General features: G+C 68.8%; 15 protein-coding genes. 10 read left to right on the top strand and 5 right to left on the bottom strand.

The annotated features are described in order from the left end of the window. The first annotated feature begins 49 nt into the window (after positions 1–49). Complete coding sequence (locus DIE11_RS13225; RefSeq protein ID WP_059598939.1) at positions 50–529, top strand: N-acetyltransferase; 480 nt, start codon at positions 50–52, stop codon at positions 527–529. A gap of 168 nt (positions 530–697) precedes the next feature. Here the strand turns inward: DIE11_RS13225 and DIE11_RS13220 are convergent, their stop codons facing one another. Beyond that, the gene (locus DIE11_RS13220; protein ID WP_124624442.1) at positions 698–3,511 is read right to left on the bottom strand and encodes a heavy metal translocating P-type ATPase; all 2,814 of its coding nucleotides are present in this window, start codon (positions 3,509–3,511) and stop codon (positions 698–700) included. 380 nt (positions 3,512–3,891) lie between these two features. Here DIE11_RS13220 and DIE11_RS13215 point away from each other — a divergent pair, with 380 nt between their 5' ends. Continuing rightward, a complete protein-coding gene (locus tag DIE11_RS13215; protein WP_059598940.1) occupies positions 3,892–5,331 on the top strand; it encodes a DUF1254 domain-containing protein in 1,440 nt (479 codons plus the stop codon). Positions 5,332–5,483: 152 nt separating this feature from the next. Continuing rightward, positions 5,484–9,263, top strand: coding sequence for a DUF748 domain-containing protein (locus tag DIE11_RS13210; protein WP_124624439.1), 3,780 nt, complete (start codon positions 5,484–5,486; stop codon positions 9,261–9,263). A gap of 69 nt (positions 9,264–9,332) precedes the next feature. Here DIE11_RS13210 and DIE11_RS13205 read toward each other — a convergent pair whose 3' ends face one another. Further along, complete coding sequence (locus DIE11_RS13205; protein WP_059448952.1) at positions 9,333–9,554, bottom strand: hypothetical protein; 222 nt, start codon at positions 9,552–9,554, stop codon at positions 9,333–9,335. Positions 9,555–9,843: 289 nt separating this feature from the next. Here DIE11_RS13205 and DIE11_RS13195 point away from each other — a divergent pair, with 289 nt between their 5' ends. Then, positions 9,844–11,520 carry an alkaline phosphatase family protein gene (locus DIE11_RS13195; protein WP_124624433.1) on the top strand — a complete coding sequence of 559 codons (1,677 nt, stop codon included), beginning with the start codon at positions 9,844–9,846 and terminating at the stop codon, positions 11,518–11,520. Between the two features lie 78 nt (positions 11,521–11,598). Here DIE11_RS13195 and DIE11_RS13190 read toward each other — a convergent pair whose 3' ends face one another. After that, positions 11,599–12,495, bottom strand: a complete 897-nt coding sequence (locus DIE11_RS13190) for a LysR substrate-binding domain-containing protein (RefSeq protein ID WP_124624430.1) — start codon at positions 12,493–12,495, stop codon at positions 11,599–11,601. A 162-nt stretch (positions 12,496–12,657) separates the two neighbouring features. Between DIE11_RS13190 and DIE11_RS13185 the strand changes: the two genes are divergently transcribed. The 6 genes from DIE11_RS13185 (at position 12,658) to DIE11_RS13160 (ending at position 17,312) form a co-directional block, all read left to right on the top strand. After that, the gene (locus tag DIE11_RS13185) at positions 12,658–13,509 is read left to right on the top strand and encodes an ABC transporter permease (protein ID WP_059598945.1); all 852 of its coding nucleotides are present in this window, start codon (positions 12,658–12,660) and stop codon (positions 13,507–13,509) included. Between the two features lie 7 nt (positions 13,510–13,516). Further along, positions 13,517–14,548: an ABC transporter ATP-binding protein gene (locus tag DIE11_RS13180; RefSeq protein ID WP_124624427.1), complete on the top strand. Its 1,032-nt coding sequence runs from the start codon at positions 13,517–13,519 to the stop codon at positions 14,546–14,548. Between the two features lie 35 nt (positions 14,549–14,583). Continuing rightward, positions 14,584–15,672 (top strand): extracellular solute-binding protein, encoded by a 1,089-nt coding sequence (locus tag DIE11_RS13175; RefSeq protein ID WP_124624424.1) that lies wholly within the window; start codon positions 14,584–14,586, stop codon positions 15,670–15,672. 10 nt (positions 15,673–15,682) lie between these two features. After that, positions 15,683–16,513, top strand: a complete 831-nt coding sequence (locus DIE11_RS13170; protein WP_059598948.1) for an ABC transporter permease — start codon at positions 15,683–15,685, stop codon at positions 16,511–16,513. Positions 16,514–16,583: 70 nt separating this feature from the next. Then, positions 16,584–17,063, top strand: coding sequence for a lysine decarboxylase (locus DIE11_RS13165; protein ID WP_409364569.1), 480 nt, complete (start codon positions 16,584–16,586; stop codon positions 17,061–17,063). A 54-nt stretch (positions 17,064–17,117) separates the two neighbouring features. After that, positions 17,118–17,312, top strand: coding sequence for a YqaE/Pmp3 family membrane protein (locus DIE11_RS13160; protein WP_044848494.1), 195 nt, complete (start codon positions 17,118–17,120; stop codon positions 17,310–17,312). A 103-nt stretch (positions 17,313–17,415) separates the two neighbouring features. Here DIE11_RS13160 and DIE11_RS13155 read toward each other — a convergent pair whose 3' ends face one another. Both DIE11_RS13155 and cydB read right to left on the bottom strand, forming a co-directional pair. After that, on the bottom strand, positions 17,416–17,595 hold the full coding sequence (locus DIE11_RS13155) for a hypothetical protein (RefSeq protein ID WP_059598950.1): 180 nt from the start codon (positions 17,593–17,595) through the stop codon (positions 17,416–17,418). Further along, the gene (gene cydB, locus DIE11_RS13150; protein WP_059598951.1) at positions 17,567–18,574 is read right to left on the bottom strand and encodes a cytochrome d ubiquinol oxidase subunit II; all 1,008 of its coding nucleotides are present in this window, start codon (positions 18,572–18,574) and stop codon (positions 17,567–17,569) included. Before cydB ends, DIE11_RS13155 begins: the two co-directional genes overlap by 29 nt. Positions 18,575–18,602 lie beyond the last annotated feature (28 nt).

Genomic DNA, 18,602 nt, shown 5'->3' with positions numbered 1-18,602 from the left:
GACCGTCCCGCTACACTGGAAGTCCGACTTCCCTCGCGACCCCCGGGCCATGCTGCAGATGCGGCCGATGACGGCCGGTGAATTCCACGCATACCGCACGCGCGCCATCGACGGCTACGCGCGCGATCTCGTGTCATCCGGGCAGAACGCGACCGACGACGCGGCGAACCGCGCCCGGGCCTGCTTCGATACGCTGCTGCCCGACGGCCTGCTCACCTCCGGCCAGACGCTCGTCCAGCTGATCGACGCCGCCAGCGGCGACACGGTCGGCGACCTCTGGTACGCGATCGTGCCCGAAGGGCCGAACCGTACGCTGTTCATCTACGATCTCGACATCGTCCCGACCCGGCGCCGCCAGGGCTGGGCCATGCGCGCGCTCGATGCACTGGAGGCCGAGGCGCGCCGTCATGGCGTCACCGAAATCGGGCTGTCGGTGTTCAATCACAACACGGCTGCCCGTGCGCTGTATCGGGCGTGCGGCTTCGTGCCGATCACGACGACGCTGATCAAGCCGGTCGTCCAGAGCTGAGGCCAGTACGCACGCGTCGGTGACGCGCGCTGCCGTTTTCCCGGCCTTCTTCCGGTGATCGGTCCCGACGCAGCGCATGCAATGTGCGCCCCGCCGGTCGGCAAGCCATTTCCAATACGACAAGCGCCGGACCTCCGTCGGATGACCCGTCGCCCGTCGTGGCCCGCATCAGCGTGCGCGGCCTTTCCATCTCCTCAGCAGCAGCGCGTTCGTCACGACGCTGACGCTGGAAAACGCCATCGCCGCACCCGCGATCACCGGATTCAGCCAGCCGAGCGCCGCGAGCGGCACGCCGATCAGGTTGTAGACGAACGCCCAGAACAGGTTCTGCTGGATCTTCCGATACGTCCGCTTCGAGATGTCGATCGCATCGGCGACGAGCGCCGGGTCGCCGCGCATCAGCGTCACGCCGGCCGTATGCATCGCGACGTCGGTGCCGGTCGCCATCGCGATGCCGACGTCGGCCGCGGCGAGCGCGGGCGCGTCGTTGATCCCGTCGCCGACCATCGCGACGATTCCGCCGTGCGTGCGCTTCAGTTCGGCCACCACGCGCGCCTTGTCGTCGGGCAGCACCTGCGCATGCACTTCGCCGATCCCGAGTGCCGCCGCGACGGCGGCCGCGCTGCCGCGGTTGTCGCCCGTGACGAGTACGCTCGCGACGCCACGCGCCGACAGTGCCGCGACCGCGTCGCGCGCGCCCGGCTTCACGGTGTCGCCGAATGCGATCAGCGCGAGCAGCGCGCGCGGCGCGTCGGCACGCATCAGCCACGAAATCGTATTGCCCGCGCGCTCGAGTTCCGCGGCACGCGCGTCGAGTGCGGGTGGCACGACGATGCCGAGTTCGTCGCGCCAGCGGGTGCTGCCGAGTGCGAGAAGCTGACCGCCAACGCGCGCCTCGACGCCGCGTCCGGCCACCGCGCGCGCATCGGCCGCGACGACCTCGGCCGAACCCGCGCCGCCGCCGCGGGCCACGACGTCCGCATCGTGCGCGGCGACGACGGCGCGAGCGAGCGGGTGGTCGCTTTGCCGCTGGACTGCGGCCGCGAGAGCGAGCGCTTGCTCACGTGGGATGTCGACGGCCTCGAATGCCGTCACGGACGGTTTGCCTTCGGTCAGCGTGCCGGTCTTGTCGAACGCGATCACCGTGGTGCGCTGCGCGAGTTCGAGCGCCTCGGCGTCCTTGATCAGGACGCCATGGCGGGCCGCGACGCCGGTGCCCGCCATGATCGCGGCGGGCGTCGCGAGGCCGAGCGCGCACGGGCACGCGATGACGAGCACCGCGACCGCGTTGAGGATCGCTGTTTCGATGCCGGCGCCGGCGATCAGCCAGCCGACCAGCGTCAGCACGGCGATGCCGAGGATCGCCGGCACGAACACTTCGCTGACACGATCGACGAGCCGCTGGATCGGCGCCTTTTCCGCCTGCGCGGATTCGACAAGGCGGATGATGCGCGCGAGCGTCGTCTCCGCACCGATCGCGGTGGTTTCCACGACGAGCGCGCCTTCGCCGTTGATCGAGCCGGCCGTGACCGGATCGCCTTCGTCCTTCGGCACCGGCAGGCTTTCGCCGGTGATCAGCGATTCGTCGACGTGCGAGCGGCCCGACACGATCCGGCCGTCGACGGGCACACGCTCGCCCGGACGGATGCTGACGGTCGTGCCGACGCGCACCTGCGCCAGCGGCACGTCGCGTTCGACGCCGTGCTCGACGACGCGCGCGCGGTCGGGACGCAGCGCGTTCAGCGCGCGGATCGCCTCGGTCGTCTGGCGTTTCGCGCGCGCTTCGAGCCATTTGCCGAAGCGCACCAGTGTGATGATGACGGCCGATGCCTCGAAATACAGATGGCCGGGGTGCGCGGGGTCGCGCAGCAGCATCCACAGGCTCAGGCCGAACGCGGCCGACGTGCCGAGTGCGACGAGCAGATCCATGTTGCCGGTGCGTGCCTTCACTGCATGCCAGGCGGCGCGGTAGAAGCGTGCGCCGAAGCCGAACTGGACGATCGACGCGAGCACGAGCTGCAGCCAGCCGGGCAGCATCGCGTCGATGCCGAACGGCGCGACGAGCATCGGCACGACGAGCGGCACGCTCAGCACGGCCGAGCCGATCACGAGATTGCGTTCGCGGATGGCTTCGCGGCGCTTGCGGGCGTCGGGGGCTTGTGCGGGTTCGCCGGCGCGGGCGTCGGCGTCGGTCGAGGCGCTCGGGTCCGGCGCAACGGCGAGCGACGCCCGATAACCGGCCGTCGTGATCGCCGCGATCAGCGTGGTGGCGTCGAGCACGCCGGTGCCATGCACCGACGCGCGTTCGGTCGCGAGATTGACCGACGCGCGCGTGACGCCAGGCACGGCGGCCAGCGCCTTTTCGACGCGGCCGGCGCAGGATGCGCACGTCATGCCGCCGATGTCGAGTTCGAGATCGCGGGAAGCGGCCGGCGGCGGCGCGGCGACCCATGTCGCGTCGTAGCCGGCTTGCCGCACGGCTTCGGCCAGTTGCGACGCGGAAACGTCCGGTGCCGCGTCGATGGTCGCGCGCTCGGTGGCGAGGTTGACGGACGCGCGCGTGACACCGGGCACCTTCGCCAGCGCCTTTTCGACGCGCGACACGCACGACGCGCAGGTCATGCCGTCGATGTCGAGTTCGATGCTGGCGGCGGGCGCGGGCAGTACCGTCGCCGCCGTTGCGGGCCGGGCGTTCGCGTGCGTCGCGTGCTCGACGTGCGCGGACGCAACGGCTTCGACCGCCGCTTCGCGCACGGCCGCGCGATAGCCGGCGGCGTCGACCGCGGCGATGAGCTGCGCAGGCTCGACCGTGTCCTGCGCGGTCACCGTCGCCGCATGCGCGTCGAGATCAACCGCGGCATCGACGACGCCCGGCACGGTGGCCAGCGCACGCTGCACGCGGCCCGTGCAGCCGCCGCAATGCATGCCGTCGATGGTCAGTTCGATCGTTTGCATGTCGGCGGAGGCGAGTGATTCAGTCATGTTGGATTCCCCAAAAGCGCGGTTCGTGCCGCGACTGACTCCAGTATCAACATTCCCATGATGGGAAGGTCAAGGGGTGGTGATGCAATACGGGATCGTGCCGACGGCCGACCCATTCTCGCCCGTCATGCCACCCTGCGCAGGCGTCGGGCGGCTCCGGACAAGGGCCGGATCAATGGAAGTCGTGGCTGACGACAGCCCGGCTACCGCTGCACCCGATATTCGGCATATTGGGGGATGCCCTTAGGCGCTATGATACCGGCCTGACATCAGCGCCCGCCCGGCGAAGCGGCGACCGGGCACGCTGGGGTGCCTTGCTTTCGCCGATCGTGAGTCGAACAAGGCGTTGACTGACAAGAACGATATTCGGCCAGTAATCAATGATTGAAAACCTACGAGAATCAATTTCTCTGCGTCGCGCTGCAGGCGCGTCGCTGGCCCTCGCGGCGCTGCTGTCCGGATGCGCGTCGCAACCGGACGCGATCCAGCGGAAAACCGGCTGGATGCGCGCCGAAGTGGCTGACTCCTACATATACGCGTATCCGCTCGTGCTGATGGACGTCGCGAAGGAAGCCGCGACGGGCGGCGACAGCGCGCAGCCGGGCCAGGCGCCGCTCAACACGCTGCGTCACGCGCAGGCGCTGCCGCCCGTCGGCGCGCTCAACCCGCCGCTGCCGGGCGTCGACACGCTTGACTCGACCGGCTGGCTCGACGTCGGTGCCGAGCCGGTGATCGTGACGCTGCCGGATACCCGCGGCCGCTACTGGGATGCCCGCGCGCTCGACATGTGGACGAACGTGCTGTGGTCGTCGTCGAGCGTGGCGGCGCGTGGCGCTCGCGGCGCCGCGCGATCGCAAACGATTGCCTTCGCCGCGAAGGACTGGCAGGGCACCCTGCCGAAGGGCGCATTGCGTATCGACGTGCCGTCGGCCAACGCGTGGCTCGAGGTGCGGCTGCAGACGAGCGGCGGGCGCGACCTCACGAACGTGAAGAAACTGCAGCGGGCGATCCGCGTGGTGCCGCTGTCCGTCTATACGGGCAGCACGCGTGGCGCGTCGGTCGCGGTCCATGCGGGCAGCGCGCCGTTGGAAGCGGCGAGCGGCGGCACGCCGGCCGAGCAGGTGGCCGCGCTCGACCCGAAGGCGTTCTTCACGCGCTTCGCGCAGGCGCTGCAAGACAACCCGGCACCGGCCGACGACGCGCACGCGAACGAATTGCTCGGCGACATCGGTGTGACGGCCGGCTATCCGGTGCTGTGGACGGGCGATCGCCTGAGCGCCGCGACGGCCGGCGTCGCCGAAGCGCGCGCGCGGCTCGCGACGCCGCCGTCGAACCTGCTGAGCGCGAACGGCTGGAGCTGGATCGGCGACACGGCCGGCAAGTACGGCCAGGACTACGCGCTGCGCGCGTACGCGGCCTACACGCAGTTCGGCACCGCGACGCGCGACGATGAGACGCTCGCGCTCGTGCGCGTCGACAGCGACGGCCACTCGCTGAACGGCGCAAACCGCTACGTGCTGCATTTCGCGCCGGGCGCGCTGCCGCCGGTGCGCGGGTTCTGGACGCTCACGCCGTACGCGACGAACGGCGCGCTGCCCGACGTCGGCTCGGCGCGCCGCTCGCTCGGCGACCGCGACCGCTTGCGCCGCAACCACGACGGCTCGATCGACGTGGTCGTGTCGGCGTCGCCGGGCGGCACGCATGCGGCCAACTGGCTGCCGGCGCCGCGCGCCGATTTCGCGCTCGCGCTGCGACTCTACGCACCGAAACCGCAGGCGAGCGACGGCTCGTGGATGCCGCCCGTCGTCGTCCGAAAATGAACCGATGGGCGCCGCCACTGTCCGATGCGCGGGCGCGGCGGCCTCGCCCGAACGTCGTTCCGTCACCACCTGAGCCTATACTTTCGGGATAGCGTGCGCGGCCGTGCCGGTTTTCCGGCGCGGCCCGGCATCCATTCCCGAGGCATCCAAGCATGTCAAGCGCAGACAAAGAAACCGTATCCTCGACCCTTCATGCCCTCGGCGGCGTGGCACGCTCGCGCCGGACCCGGCGCATCGGCCTCGGCGTGCTGATCTTCCTCGTTTTATTCGGACTGCTCGGATTCTTCGCGGCGCCGCCGCTGATTCGTCACATTGCTGAACAGCAACTGAGCCAGCAGCTCGGCCGGCCGTCCACCATCCGGCGCATCGCGCTGAACCCTTACACGCTGAACCTCGAAGCCGACGGCGTGCACGTCGGCGAGCGCGGCGGCCAGGGCGACTTCATCGATATCGGCAAGCTCGTCGTGCGGCCGTCGTGGTCGTCGCTGTTTCGCGGCGCGCCGATCGTCAACGAAGTGCGCGTCGACTCGCCGCGCTTCCATGTCGTCCGATACGACGCGCAGCGCTTCAACTTCACCGATCTGATCGAGAAGTTCTCGACGCCGTCCAAACCCGAAAGCAAGCCGACCCATTTCTCGGTATCGAACATTCAGGTCAACGACGGGCGGATCGACTTCGACGACCGCCTGCTGAACGAAAAGCACGTGGTCGACAACTGGACGCTCGGCATTCCGTTCATCGCGACGCTGCCGTCGAAGACCGACATCTTCGTGCAGCCGAAGCTGCGCGCGCAATTCGACGGCAGCCCGATCGCGATCGACGGCAAGACGAAGCCGTTCGCGCTGTCGCGTGAGTCGGAAGTCGCGCTGAAGTTCGACCGGCTCGACGTGCCGAAGCTGGTTTCGTACGCGCCGGCGAAGCTGCCGGTGATCGTCACGAGCGGCCTGCTGAGCAGCGACCTCACGCTGAACTTCGTGATGAGCGGCGACACGCCGTCGCTGCGCGTGTCGGGCACCGTGGATCTCAACGACGCGAAGGTGACCGACCGCGCGTCGGCGCCGCTGTTCGCCGCGCGCGGCGTGCACGTCGCTGCCGCCGGCCTCGAGCCGCTGCGCAACGTGCTGCATTTCGACGAGATCCGGCTCGACCAGCCGGTCGTCGACCTGGCGCGCGACAAGCAGGGCGTGCTGAACGTCGAGAAGCTGGCCGGCCCGCCGGCCGCCGCGCCGAAGGCCGACGCGGGCAAGCCGGCCGCATCGGGCGCCGCCGCATCGACCGCCGCCGCCAACGCCGCGAGCGACGCGAAGGTCGAAGCCGCCGCGAAGGAAGCGCCGCCGCTCGACCTGACGATCCGTCATTTCGCGATCGACGGCGGCACGATCAACGTCGACGACCGCGTGCCCGCGACGCCGACCGCGATGTCGCTGACGAAGCTCGCCGCGACGCTCGACGGCTTCACGCTGCAGGGCAAGACGCCCGCGAAATACACGCTGTCGACGTCGCTGTCGCGCGGCGGCGACGTGAAGGCCGAAGGCGCGTTCAGCCTGGCGGCGAAGCAGGCCGACACGAAGCTGACGGTCGACGCGCTCGCGTTGCCGGCGCTGCAGCCGTATCTCGGCGAGGCGACCCGTGCGCGCGTGCTCGACGGCACGCTCGGCGCGAGCGTCAACGCGAAGGCCGACTGGGGCAAGACGCCGCTCGACGCGCAGGTCGCCGACAGCACGGTGAGCCTGAAGTCGCTCAAGCTCGCGACGCCGGACGCGAAGGCGCCCGCGATCGTGCTGCCCGACGCGAGCGCGAAGATCGCGAAGGTCGACGTCGCCGCGCGCACGGCGGAAATCGCGAGCGTCGATGCGACCGGGCTCGCGCTCGACGTGAAGCGCCTGAAGGACGGCAAGATCGACCTGGCTGCGCTGGCCGAACCCGCGCAGAAGGCGGTGCCCAAGCGCACGGTCGCGCGCAAGGCCGAGGCGGCCGCGCCGTCGTGGCATTACCGGATCGACGCGCTCAACGTGAAGGAGTCGTCCGCGAACTTCACGGACCTGTCGACGCCGCGCCCGGTGAAGCTCGCGATCAAGCCGCTCGACCTGTCGGTGCAGAAGATCAGCGATGACATGACGAAGCCGCTGCCGGTTCAGCTGAAGGCGACGCTGAACCGCAAGGGCTCGGTGAACGTGTCGGGCGACGTGACCGCGCAGCCGCTGAAGCTCGGCCTGAAGATCAACGGCAACCGCCTCGACGCGGCTGCGTTCGAGCCGTACTTCGGCAGCGCGCTGAACGCGACCATCGCGAGCGCGCTGCTCAACGCGCAGGGCAACCTGACGTTCGCGCAGGTGAAGGACGTGCCGCGCGCGACCTATCGCGGCGATGTCGCGCTGGTCGACGTGCGGATGCTCGACAAGGCGACGTCCGACCCGTTCGCGGGCTGGCGCTCGCTCGCGCTGTCGAACCTGAAGGTGAACTACGACGAGAAGGGCACCGACGTCGACGCCGCGCGCGTGACCTTCTCGAACTTCTACGGCCGTGTGCTGCTCGATGCGCAGGGGCGGCTGAACCTGAAGGACGTCGTCGCGAAGGAGACGGGCCCCGCGCAGTCGCTCACGCGCGACGCGAGCAAGAACGAACCTGTGCCGCTGTCGCCGGGCATGACGCCGCCGGCCGCGGCCGTGCAGCAGGCGTCCGCGCCGGCCGCCGCATCGGCGACGGTCGCCGTGAAGGCCCCGCCGCCGCCGCAGAATCCGGTGCGCATGCATTTCGGCCAGCTCGTGCTGCAGAACGGCCGCGTGACCTACACCGACAACTTCATCAAGCCGAACTACACGGCGAACCTGGTCGCGATCAAGGGGACGGTCGGCGCGTTCGGCACGGACTCGACGACGTCCGCGCCGGTGGACGTCGCCGCGAATCTCGCGGGCAACGGGCCGATCTCGATCAAGGGCTCGGTGAACCCGCTGATCGACAAGCCGGCGCTGGACCTCACCGCGACCGCGCATGACATCGAGCTGACCAACCTGACGCCGTACTCGGCGAAGTACGCCGGCTACCCGATCACGAAGGGCAAGCTCAACGTCGACCTGCATTACGAGCTCGCGAACGACCAGTTGAAGGCGAACAACCACATCTTCATCGACCAGCTCACGTTCGGCGATCACGTCGAGAACGACACGGCGACGAAGCTGCCCGTGAAGCTCGCGATCTCGCTCCTGAAGAACACGCGCGGCGAGATCGACGTGAATCTGCCGGTGTCGGGCTCGCTGTCGAATCCAGAGTTCAGTATCGGCGGGCTGATCTGGCGCGCGGTGCTGAACCTGATCGCGAAGGCCGTGACGTCGCCGTTCACGCTGCTCGCGAACGCTTTCGGCGGCAGCGGCGGCGAGGATCTCGGGTACGTCGAGTTCGCGCCGGGCTCGTACGCGCTGACCGACGCGCAGCAGAAGAAGCTCGACACCGTCGTGAAGATGCTGACCGAGAAGCCGTCGATCCGGCTGGACCTGATCGGCCGCGTCGATCCGGCGAAGGACACGCCGGGGCTGCGCGACGCGTACGTCGAGCGGCTGGTGCGTCAGCAGAAGCTGAAGGACGTGGTCGGCCAAGGAGAGAGCATCGATCCGATGTCGGTGAAGGTCGAACCGGCCGAGTACACCAAGTACCTGACGCGTGCATACAAGGCCGCCGACTTCAAGAAGCCGCGCAACCTGATCGGCCTGCAGAAGACGCTGCCCGATGCGGACATGAAGAAGGCGCTCGCCGATCACGCGCCGGCCGACGACAACGCGCTGCGCGCGCTCGCGCAGCAGCGCGCGCAGGCCGTGCGCCAGTACCTCGACGGCAAGATCGATTCGAGCCGCATGTTCGTCGTGGCGCCGAAGCTCGATGCGAAGGGCATCGAGGACAAGGGCGCGACGACCCGCGTCGACTTCGGCCTGCAGTAAGCCGCGTCACGCCATCATCCGCCGCCGCCGCGCTCGACCGGCAATCGGGCGCGGCGGCGCGCCTTCCTTTCAGCGCTCGGCGATCGCCGGTTCGCGCTTGTCCAGTTCCTTCCTCGCGGCCAGCGGCAGGCGGGCATCGTCCCACTGCGTCAGCCACTCGACCTCCTTCGCGGTGAACACCTGTCCGTAGTTGCGCAGCGCGTATTGCAACGCGTCGACGACGTGGTGGCGAATGATTTCGGGGGTACGTGCATCGTCCAGCACGAACCGGAGAGCTTCCAGGGTCGACATACTCGTGCTCCGGGTCAGGGAAAACCCTTTATCACACGCCAATAGTCATGCGCCAAGTGCGAAAAAAATGCCGCGGCGGGCGATGGCGCGCACGATGCACCGGCCCGGTGCGCACGTCGCGGCGTGCGCCCGCTCGCCTTGCTTTGCGACGGCGTCGTGTCATTTGCGATTGGTTACGTTTGACAGAAAACAGAAAGCCCCGCTTCATCGGACCGCCGCACGATCCGGCCATATTCTGCTCGCCTGTTGGCAGGTCACGCAGTTCAACGTCAATCGATGAGGTGGGGTGATGATGTCTTTCCTTGGTAAGCAGCGGAAGGTGGCGGCGATGATGGCGGGCGCGCTGGCGCTCGCAAGCGCGGGTGTCTACGCGGCGCAGCAGGACGGCAACGGTCAGGGTAATGACGCCGGCCGCGGCCGGCGCGTCGTGAAGCACGTGCTGCTGATCAGCGTCGACGGCCTGCACGAACAGGACCTCGCGCGCTGCATCGGCGCGAACACGTGTCCGAACATTGCGGTGCTCGCGCAAAACGGCGTCACGTACGCGAACGCCTATACACCGGGCCTGTCGGATTCGTTCCCGGGCCTCGCGGCGCTCGTGACGGGCGGCTCGCCGAAGACGGCCGGCCTGTTCTACGACGTGTCGTACGACCGCAACCTGTATGCGCCGAGCGACACGACCTGCTCGGGCAAGCAGGGCTGGAACGTCGTGTTCGACGAGACGACCGGCATCGATGCCTTCAATGGCGGCGCGCTCGTGCACCTCGACGGCGGCGGCGCGTTCAACCCGCAGGCGATCCCGCATGCGAAGGTCAATGGCCAGTGCGTGCCGGTCTATCCGCACAACTACGTGAAGACCAACACGGTGTTCGAGGCCGTCAAGGCCGGCGTGCCGAACGCGTACACCGCGTGGGCCGACAAGCACGCGTGGGGCTACGACTGGCTGAACGGCCCGTCGGGCACGGGCGTCGACGATCTGATGCGCACCGAGATCAACTCGATCGACCCGGCGACGAACACCGCATACACCGACGTCTATTCACACACCGCGCGCTTCGACAACCTGCACGTGCAGGCGCTGGTCAACCAGATCGACGGCCGCGACTCGACCGGCACGAAGAACGCGCCGGTGCCGACGCTGTTCGGCGCCAACTTCCAGACGCTCAGCGTCGCGCAGAAGGCGCCGGTCGCGAAGGGCGGCGGCTATCTCGACGCGAACTTCACGCCGAACGGCCAGGTCGCGAACGCGATCACGTACGTCGACAACTCGATCGGCCGCATCGTCAACGAGTTGAAGCAGCGCAACCTGTACACGTCGACGGCAGTGATCGTCACGGCGAAGCACGGCCAGTCGCCGACTGATCACACCAGGCTCGTGAAGAATGGCGACACGCTGACGAAGCTGCTCGAAGCGAACAACTATCTCGACCCGAACGGCAACTTCGGCCAGAACAACACGACGACGGGCAACCTGAACGACGGCTCGGGCCTGGTCGGCACGGGCTTCGTGCAGACCGACGACGTCGGCCTGATCTGGCTGCGCGACCGCGGCCAGCGCACGGCCGTGGTGCAGACGCTGAAGGCGAATCTCGGCTGCAACGCGCCCGGGATCTGCGCGGACGGCTCGCAGGCGTACATCCTGTACGGCGCGGCGCTGGCCGAACGATTCGGCGATCCGGCCAACGGCCGCACGCCGGACATCATCGTGCAGCCGAATCCGGGCGTGATCTACACGTCGAGCACGAAGAAGGACGAGGAGCACGGCGGCAATGCGCCGGACGACAGCCACCTCGGCCTGCTCGTGTCGTATCCGGGGCTTCACCGCGCGCGCATCGTGAGCGATCTCGTCGGCACGAAGCAGGTCGCGCCGACGATTCTCGGGCTGCTCGGCGCCGATCCGAAGCTGCTGCACGCGGTCGTGGCCGAGAACACGCACGTGCTGCCGGGGCTCGGCATCGACCACTGACGCAACGTGAGGGGCGGTACGGCGACGTGCTACGGGCGCCGCCGTGCCGTCCAGGCGCGCCGGCTTTGGCGGGCGCGCTCATCGGTCCGCGCATTCGTCGAGCATCCATTCCCTGAAGCGCCGCAACGCGGCGCTCGTCTCCAGGCGCTCCGGCGCGTAGCACAGGTAGTGCCCCTGCGCGTCGACGTCGACGGGCGCGTCGAACGGTTCGACGAGCGCGCCGCTCGCGAGCGTGTCGGCGATCAGGAAGCGCGGCACGAGCGCGAGCCCGAGCCCGGCCTGCGCGGCCTGGATCAGCACCGAATACTGTTCGAAGCGCGGCCCCGCGAGCGCGTTCATCCCGGCGACGCGGTGGCGCTCCGCCCAGAGGGACCACGCGATCTCCGCCTGCTCGTGCACGAGCCGCGGCGCGGCGGCCGTGTCGGCGGGCGTGCGCAGCGCATGTCGCGCCGCGAATTCGCCGGAACAGACCGGCACGAAGGTGCGGCCGTCCAGGTAATCGCATCGGACGCCTTCCCATGCGCCGTCGCCATAGCGTATTGCTGCGTCGAGTTCGAACGGAAACACGTCGCCGTGCGCGAGATGGCGGCGAAAACTCAGCGTGACCTCCGGCGCGCCGGCCAGAAAGCGCGCGAGGCGCGGCACCAGCCACTTCGTCGTGAAGGTCGGCACGCTTGCGATCGTCAGCAGGTCGCTGTCCTCGCGCGCGCTCAGCAATTCGATCGATGCGTTGCCGATCTCGCGCAGCGGGCCGATCACGCGCGCGTGATAAAGCTGCCCGGCGCGCGTGAGCGCGAGATTGCGCCCCTCGCGCACGAACAGCTTCACGCCGAACAGCGTCTCGAGATTCGCGATCTGCCGGCTGACCGCGCTCGGCGTCAGGCCGAGCTCGCGCGCCGCATACGAGAAGTTCAGGTACTTCACGGAACTCGCGAACGCGTGCAGCTCCGCGACGTTGGGAAACAGGTGCTTCACGGCGAACTATTCCTTGCGCGCACAGATCGATGCGGGCGTTGTACGTTTTTTTCATGACGATGCCATGTCGGATCCGCACACTGCGTCCGTCATGACAACGCGTTCCGGCCCGGCCCGGCGGGCGTTGCGTGACCCGTTCCGTGTCCGTCAGCGAGATTCGCCATGCATCCGCCATCCGCTCCGGCCCTTGCCGAAGCTATTCCGATTCGTCGTAACAAACGGCCGCGCGCGATGGCGGGACGCCTGCTGCTGCGGGCGTTCGTCGCGGTGTTCGGGCTGTATCTCGCGCTGCCGATCGTGCTGCTGCTGATCGGCTCGGTCGGCCAGTCGTGGACGAACACGCTGCTGCCGACCGGCATCACGTCGCACTGGTTCGTCGATCTGGCCGCGAATCGCAGCTTTACCCGCGCATTCGGCACGAGCCTCGTGGTCGCGCTCGCCTGCTGCGCGATCAATGCCGTGCTGGCGTTGCCGCTCGCCTATGCGCTGCATCACCGCGCACTGGCCGGCCGTGGCTTCGCGGCGCGCATCGTGATGCTGATGCCGATCGCGGTGCCGGCGCTGACGCTCGGGTTCGGCTACATCGCGATCTTCAGCGGCGATGCGCTGCCGTGGCTCGGCACGCTGCCGCTGATGATCGCCGCGCACGCCGTGCTGACGCTGCCGTACCTGCTGCAGACGCTGCTGAGCGACTTGCGCCACCTTGGCCTCGCGCATCTCGAGGCATGCGCGGCCACGCTCGGCGCGACGCCGCTGCGCCAGTTCTTCACGATCGTGCTGCCGAACCTGCGGCACAGCCTGTTCTCCGGCCTGGTGATGGTCGCCGCGCTGTCGATCGGCGAATTCCAGATCTCGAACCTCATCGCGGGCTTCCGTTACCGCAACTATCCGATCGTGCTGCTGCAGGCGTTCTACGGCGCGTCCGGGATGGCCTGCGCGGCGACCGTCGTGCTGCTCGTCCTCGCCGTGCTCGCGACACTCGCCTCCGTCTTCACCGTGCAACGCCTGAAGTGAAACCGTCATGAGTCTCGATTTCGAAAACGTCAGCTTCCAGTATCCGGGCGCCCGTCACGGCGTCGACGCGGTCACGCTGTCCGCGGCCCAGGGCGAGCTGCTCGCCGTGATGGGCCGCAGCGGCTCCGGCAAATCGACACTGCTGCGCCTCGCCGCCGGCCTGCTCGACGGCTACCGCGGACGCATCGCGATCGGCGGCCGCGACATGGCCGGCGTGCCGGTGTGGCAGCGCGAGATCGGGATGGTGTTTCAGCACTACGCGCTGTTTCCGAACCTGTCGGTCGTCGACAACGTCGCCTATGGCCTGAAGATGCGCGGCATGGCCGCAGCGCCGCGCCGCCACCGCGCGCTCGGGATGCTCGAACGTGTCGGCCTCGCCGCGCAGGCCGATCGCAGCACGGCGCTGCTGTCCGGGGGGCAGCAGCAGCGCGTCGCGCTGGCCCGCGCGCTCGTGATCGAACCGAAGCTGCTGCTGCTCGACGAGCCGCTCGCGGCGCTCGACGCCGGCATTCGCCACCAGTTGCGCGACGAGATCCGCGCGCTGCAACGCGCCTGCGGCGCGACGACGCTGCTCGTCACGCACGACCAGGACGAAGCGCTCAGCATGGCCGATCGCGTGGCGATCGTCGACGGCGGACGCATGCTGCAGGCCGGCACCCCGCGCGACCTGTACGAGCGTCCTGCGACCGCACAGGTCGCGCGTTTCGTCGGCCATTCGACGCTGCTGCGCGGCCGTGTGCTCGCACATGGCGCGGTCGACGTGCGGTTCACGACGCTGTGCGCGGAGACGGGTACGCACCGGCCGGGCGACACGGTCGACGTGCTGATCCGGCCGGAACACCTGCAACCCGATCCACCCGGGGACGTCGCGAACCGCATCGATGGCCGCGTCGGCGAGGTGCGCTACTTCGGCGCGACACAGCGCTTCGACTTCGTGCCGGCCGGCGCGACCGACGCACTGCTCGGCGAAGGGCGCGAACTGCCCGCGCGCTGCGTGTCGATCGAGCCGCGCCACCTGCTCGTGCTGCCCGCCGCGTGAGCGCGGGCGACCTATTCATACAACGGAGAATCACGATGTCTGCACGCCGCCACTTTCTTCATGCGACGCGCCGCCGCCTGCTGGCGCTCTGCGCGTTCGCGACCTTCGCGCCGGCGCTCGCCCATGCCGCGTCGCTGTATCCCGGGGAGGATGCGCTGTACGAGAAGGCCGCCGACGAAGGGCTCGTCGTGTCGTTCGACACGGGCCCGGAATGGGCGAACTGGAAGTCGCTGTTCGCCGAATTCCGCAAGCGTTACCCGAAGGTCGAGATCACGTACAACGACATCGGCTCGGCGGCCACGGTCGTCGCGCTCGACAAGTCGCGACGCCGCCCGCAGGCCGACACGGCGTATTACTTCGCGGCGTCGGCGCTCGATGCGACGGCCAAGGACGTCGTCGCGCCGTTCAAGCCGGTCAATTTCGACAAGCTGCCCACGGTGTTTCGCGCGGCCGACGGCCGCTGGTTCGCGGTGCACTCGCTGAACATCGCGTTGCTCGTCAACAAGAAGCTCGTGAAGAACGTGCCGCAGCGCTGGTCCGACCTGCTGAAGCCCGAATATCGCAACGCGGTCGTCTATCTCGACCCGCGCTCGACCGGGCAGGGGCAGGTCGCCGTGTTCGCCGCCGCCTATGCGAACGGCGGCAGCGTCGACAACCCGAAGCCTGGCGCGGAGTTCTTCGGCAAGCTGAAGCAGGCGGGCAACGTGCTGCGCGTCGAGGGGACGACGCCCTACGCGAAATTCGTCAAGGGCGAGATTCCGATCCTGATCGGCTACGAGAACGACGGGCTCAAGGCCAAGTACACGGACGGCATGGGCGATGCGGCCGAGGTCGTGATCCCGCAGGACGGCAGTGTATCGGCGCCGTATGCCATGAGTCTCGTGAAGAACGGACCGAATCCGGCCGCCGCGCAGTTGTGGCTCAACCTCGTGATGAGCGACGTCGGCCAGGCGCTGTTCGCGCAGGGCTACGTGCGCCCGGCCGTGCCCGGCACGCCGGTCGCGCAGGAGGTTGCCGCGAAGCTGCCGAACGCGCCGCAGGTGCGTCCGCTCGACGTCGCGAAGGCCGCGACGCACAAGGCCGAAGTCGACCAGCTCTGGTCGCAGGCCACGCTCGGCAAGTAAGGGGCGCGCGATGCGGGTTTCGTCCATGCGGCATGGCGTCCTGCGCCGCTACGGCGCGGTGCCGGCGGCCGCGCTGTTCGCGGTGTGCTTCGCGCTGCCGCTCGCCGCGCTCGTCGGCGCCGCATTCGAAGGCGGCGGTCGCGCCTTCGCCGCGGTGTTCGGCGATCCACTCGTCGCCGACGCGATCGTGCGTTCGCTGGCGCTCGCGATCGGCGCCGGCACGCTGTCCGTCGCCGTTGGCGTGCCGGTGGCGTTCGTGCTGGCCGGGCAGTCGCCGGCGCGCCGCCGCTGGTCGCTCGCGCTGCTCGGCGTGCCGCTCGCCTTCTCCGGCCTCGTGATCGCGTACGGCTTCATCCTCGTGTTCGGCCGCGCCGGTTTCGTGACGATGCTGCTGGCGTCGCTCGGCGCGGACCCGACCGTGGTCGGCGGCGCGATCTACTCGATGCCGGGGCTGGCGTTCGCCTATGCGTATTACCTGATCCCGCGCGTCGCGCTGATGCTCTACCCGGCGCTCGCGAATCTCGACCGGCGGCCGCTCGAGGCGGCGCTGACGCTCGGCGCGCGGCCGTGGCGCGCGTGGTTCGACGTCGCGTGGCGCGAGCTGTGGCCGTCGATCGCGTCCGCGTGGTGCCTCGTGGGTGCGATCGCGCTCGGCACGTACGGCACGGCACTCGCGCTGGCCGGCACGCAGGTCAACATCCTGCCGCTGCTGATGTATCTGAAGCTGTCCGACGGACAGACCGATTTCTCGCAGGCCGCCGTGCTGTCGATCGTGCTGACGGCGCTTTGCACCTGCGTTCTTGCACTGGGGGAAGGACTTGCACGGCAACGACGTCATTGAATGGTCGGACGACACGCGCGCCGCGCTGGCGCAACTCGCGCAGCGACAGCGCGGCGCGCAACCGCACCGGATGCCGGTCGGCGTGATCGGGCCGCGCGACGCGACAGACACGCAGCTCGCCGTCGCCGAGCGGATCGCGTACGGGATCGCGGCGACAGGCATCGCGATCGTCGGCGGCGGCAAGCAGGGCGTGATGGAGGCCGCCGCGCGCGGCGCGCGGGCCGCGGGTGGATGCGCGATCGGGCTGCTGCCCGAGGATGATGCGCGGGACGCGAATCCGTATCTGACCGTTGCGCTGCCGACCGGGCTCGGCATTACGCGCAACGCGCTGATCGCGCGCGCGTCAGTGTGCCTGATCGCGGTCGGCGGCGGTCTCGGCACGCTGTCGGAAATCGCGCTGGGGCTGCAATGGGGCAAGCCGGTGTTCGGCATCTGCGACGCGCCGCAGGTGGCGGGCGTCGAGCGTTTCGACGAAGCGGGCCTGCTCGTCGCGCGCGTTGCGCGATGGCTGTCCGGTTCGGAGCAGGTCGGCTTGAAATGGGGGGCATGACGCGCCATATTGGCCGCGTACGTTGCTCCTCATTGATGAGAAAAAGGAAATCCGATGCGTCTGCTGCTTGCCCTCTTGCTGCCGTGGTTCCAGTTCTTCACGATCGGCCGCCCGATCGCCGGTGTGATCTGCCTGATCCTGCAGCTCACGATCATCGGCTGGCTGCCGGCCGCGATCTGGTCGGTGTATGCGCTGAGCCAGTACAAGACCGATCGCAAGATCGAGGCGGCGCTGCGCGAGCGGCGGTAGGGGCGAGGCGCGCGGCGCCGGCGAGGCCGGCGAATCGGAAACATCGGCCGGCGATATGAAAACGGCCGCTCCGATCGTCGTTCGATCGAAGCGGCCGCGCAGCTTACTTCACCGCGAACAGCGTCAGGTTCATGAAGATCTTGAACGCATAGCCGAGCGTGACGGCGCCGAGCACGCCGCCCGCCCACAGCACGACGAACCACATCCAGCCGCGCATCCGCGGCCGCGGCGCGTCGGGCTGGCGAGCGGCGGAATCAGTGGTGGTAGTAATGCTGGTCTTCATGGCGCACCTTGCCTCGGAATACCCAGTAACCCATCGTCGTGTAGGCGATGATGATCGGGAGGATAACCGCTGCGCCGACCAGCGTGAAGGTCTGGCTCGAACGCGGTGCCGCCGCTTCCCAGATCGTCATTGTCTGGGGAATCGCATACGGGAACAGCGTGACGAGCAGGCCGACGTAGCCGAGCAGCACGAGCGCCAGCGCGAGCACGAACGGCGTCATGTCGTGCCGGTCGCGCACCGCGCGACGCATCCACACCGCGCACCCGGCGACCAGGAACGGCACCGGCAGCAGGCGCCAGAACAGCCCCGAATCGAACCAGCGCTGCGCGATGGCCGGATCCTGCAGCGGCGTCCACAGGCTGACGACCGCGATGAAGCCGAGCAGCACGACGGTCAGCGGCCACACGACGCGATGCAGGCGCCGTTGCAGGTCGCCTTCCGTCTTCGCGACGAGCCAGCAGCAGCCCAGCAGCGCATACGTGACGATCAGGCCGAGGCCCGTCAGCAGGCTGAACGGCGTGAGCCAGTCGAACGCGCCGCCGGCGTACACGCCGTCCTTCACGTCGATGCCCTGCAGGAACGCGCCGAGCGCGATCCCCTGGAACAGCGTCGCGCCGGCCGAGCCGCCGATGAACGCGAGATCCCACAGCTGCTTCGTGCGCCGCGCCTTCGCGCGGATCTCGAACGACACGCCGCGGAAGATGAGGCACACCAGCATGAAGATCAGCGGCAGGTACAGCGCCGACAGCACCGTCGAATAGACGACCGGGAACACCGCGAACAGCCCGGCGCCGCCGAGCACGAGCCACGTCTCGTTGCCGTCCCACACGGGCGCGACGGTGTTCATCATCAGGTCGCGTTCCTTCTCGTCCGGGAAGAACGGGAAGACGATGCCGATGCCGAGGTCGAAGCCGTCGAGCACGACGTACATGAAGAGCCCCAATGCGATGATCGCGGCCCAGATTACGGTGACGTCCATAGGTTTTCTCGTTTGCGAATGGGTTGGG

The organism is Burkholderia sp. Bp9012 (genome assembly GCF_003853825.1).
Classification (GTDB): domain Bacteria; phylum Pseudomonadota; class Gammaproteobacteria; order Burkholderiales; family Burkholderiaceae; genus Burkholderia; species Burkholderia diffusa.
Note: the sequence above shows the minus strand (reverse complement) of the source record. Positions and strands in the feature narration are given on the sequence as shown.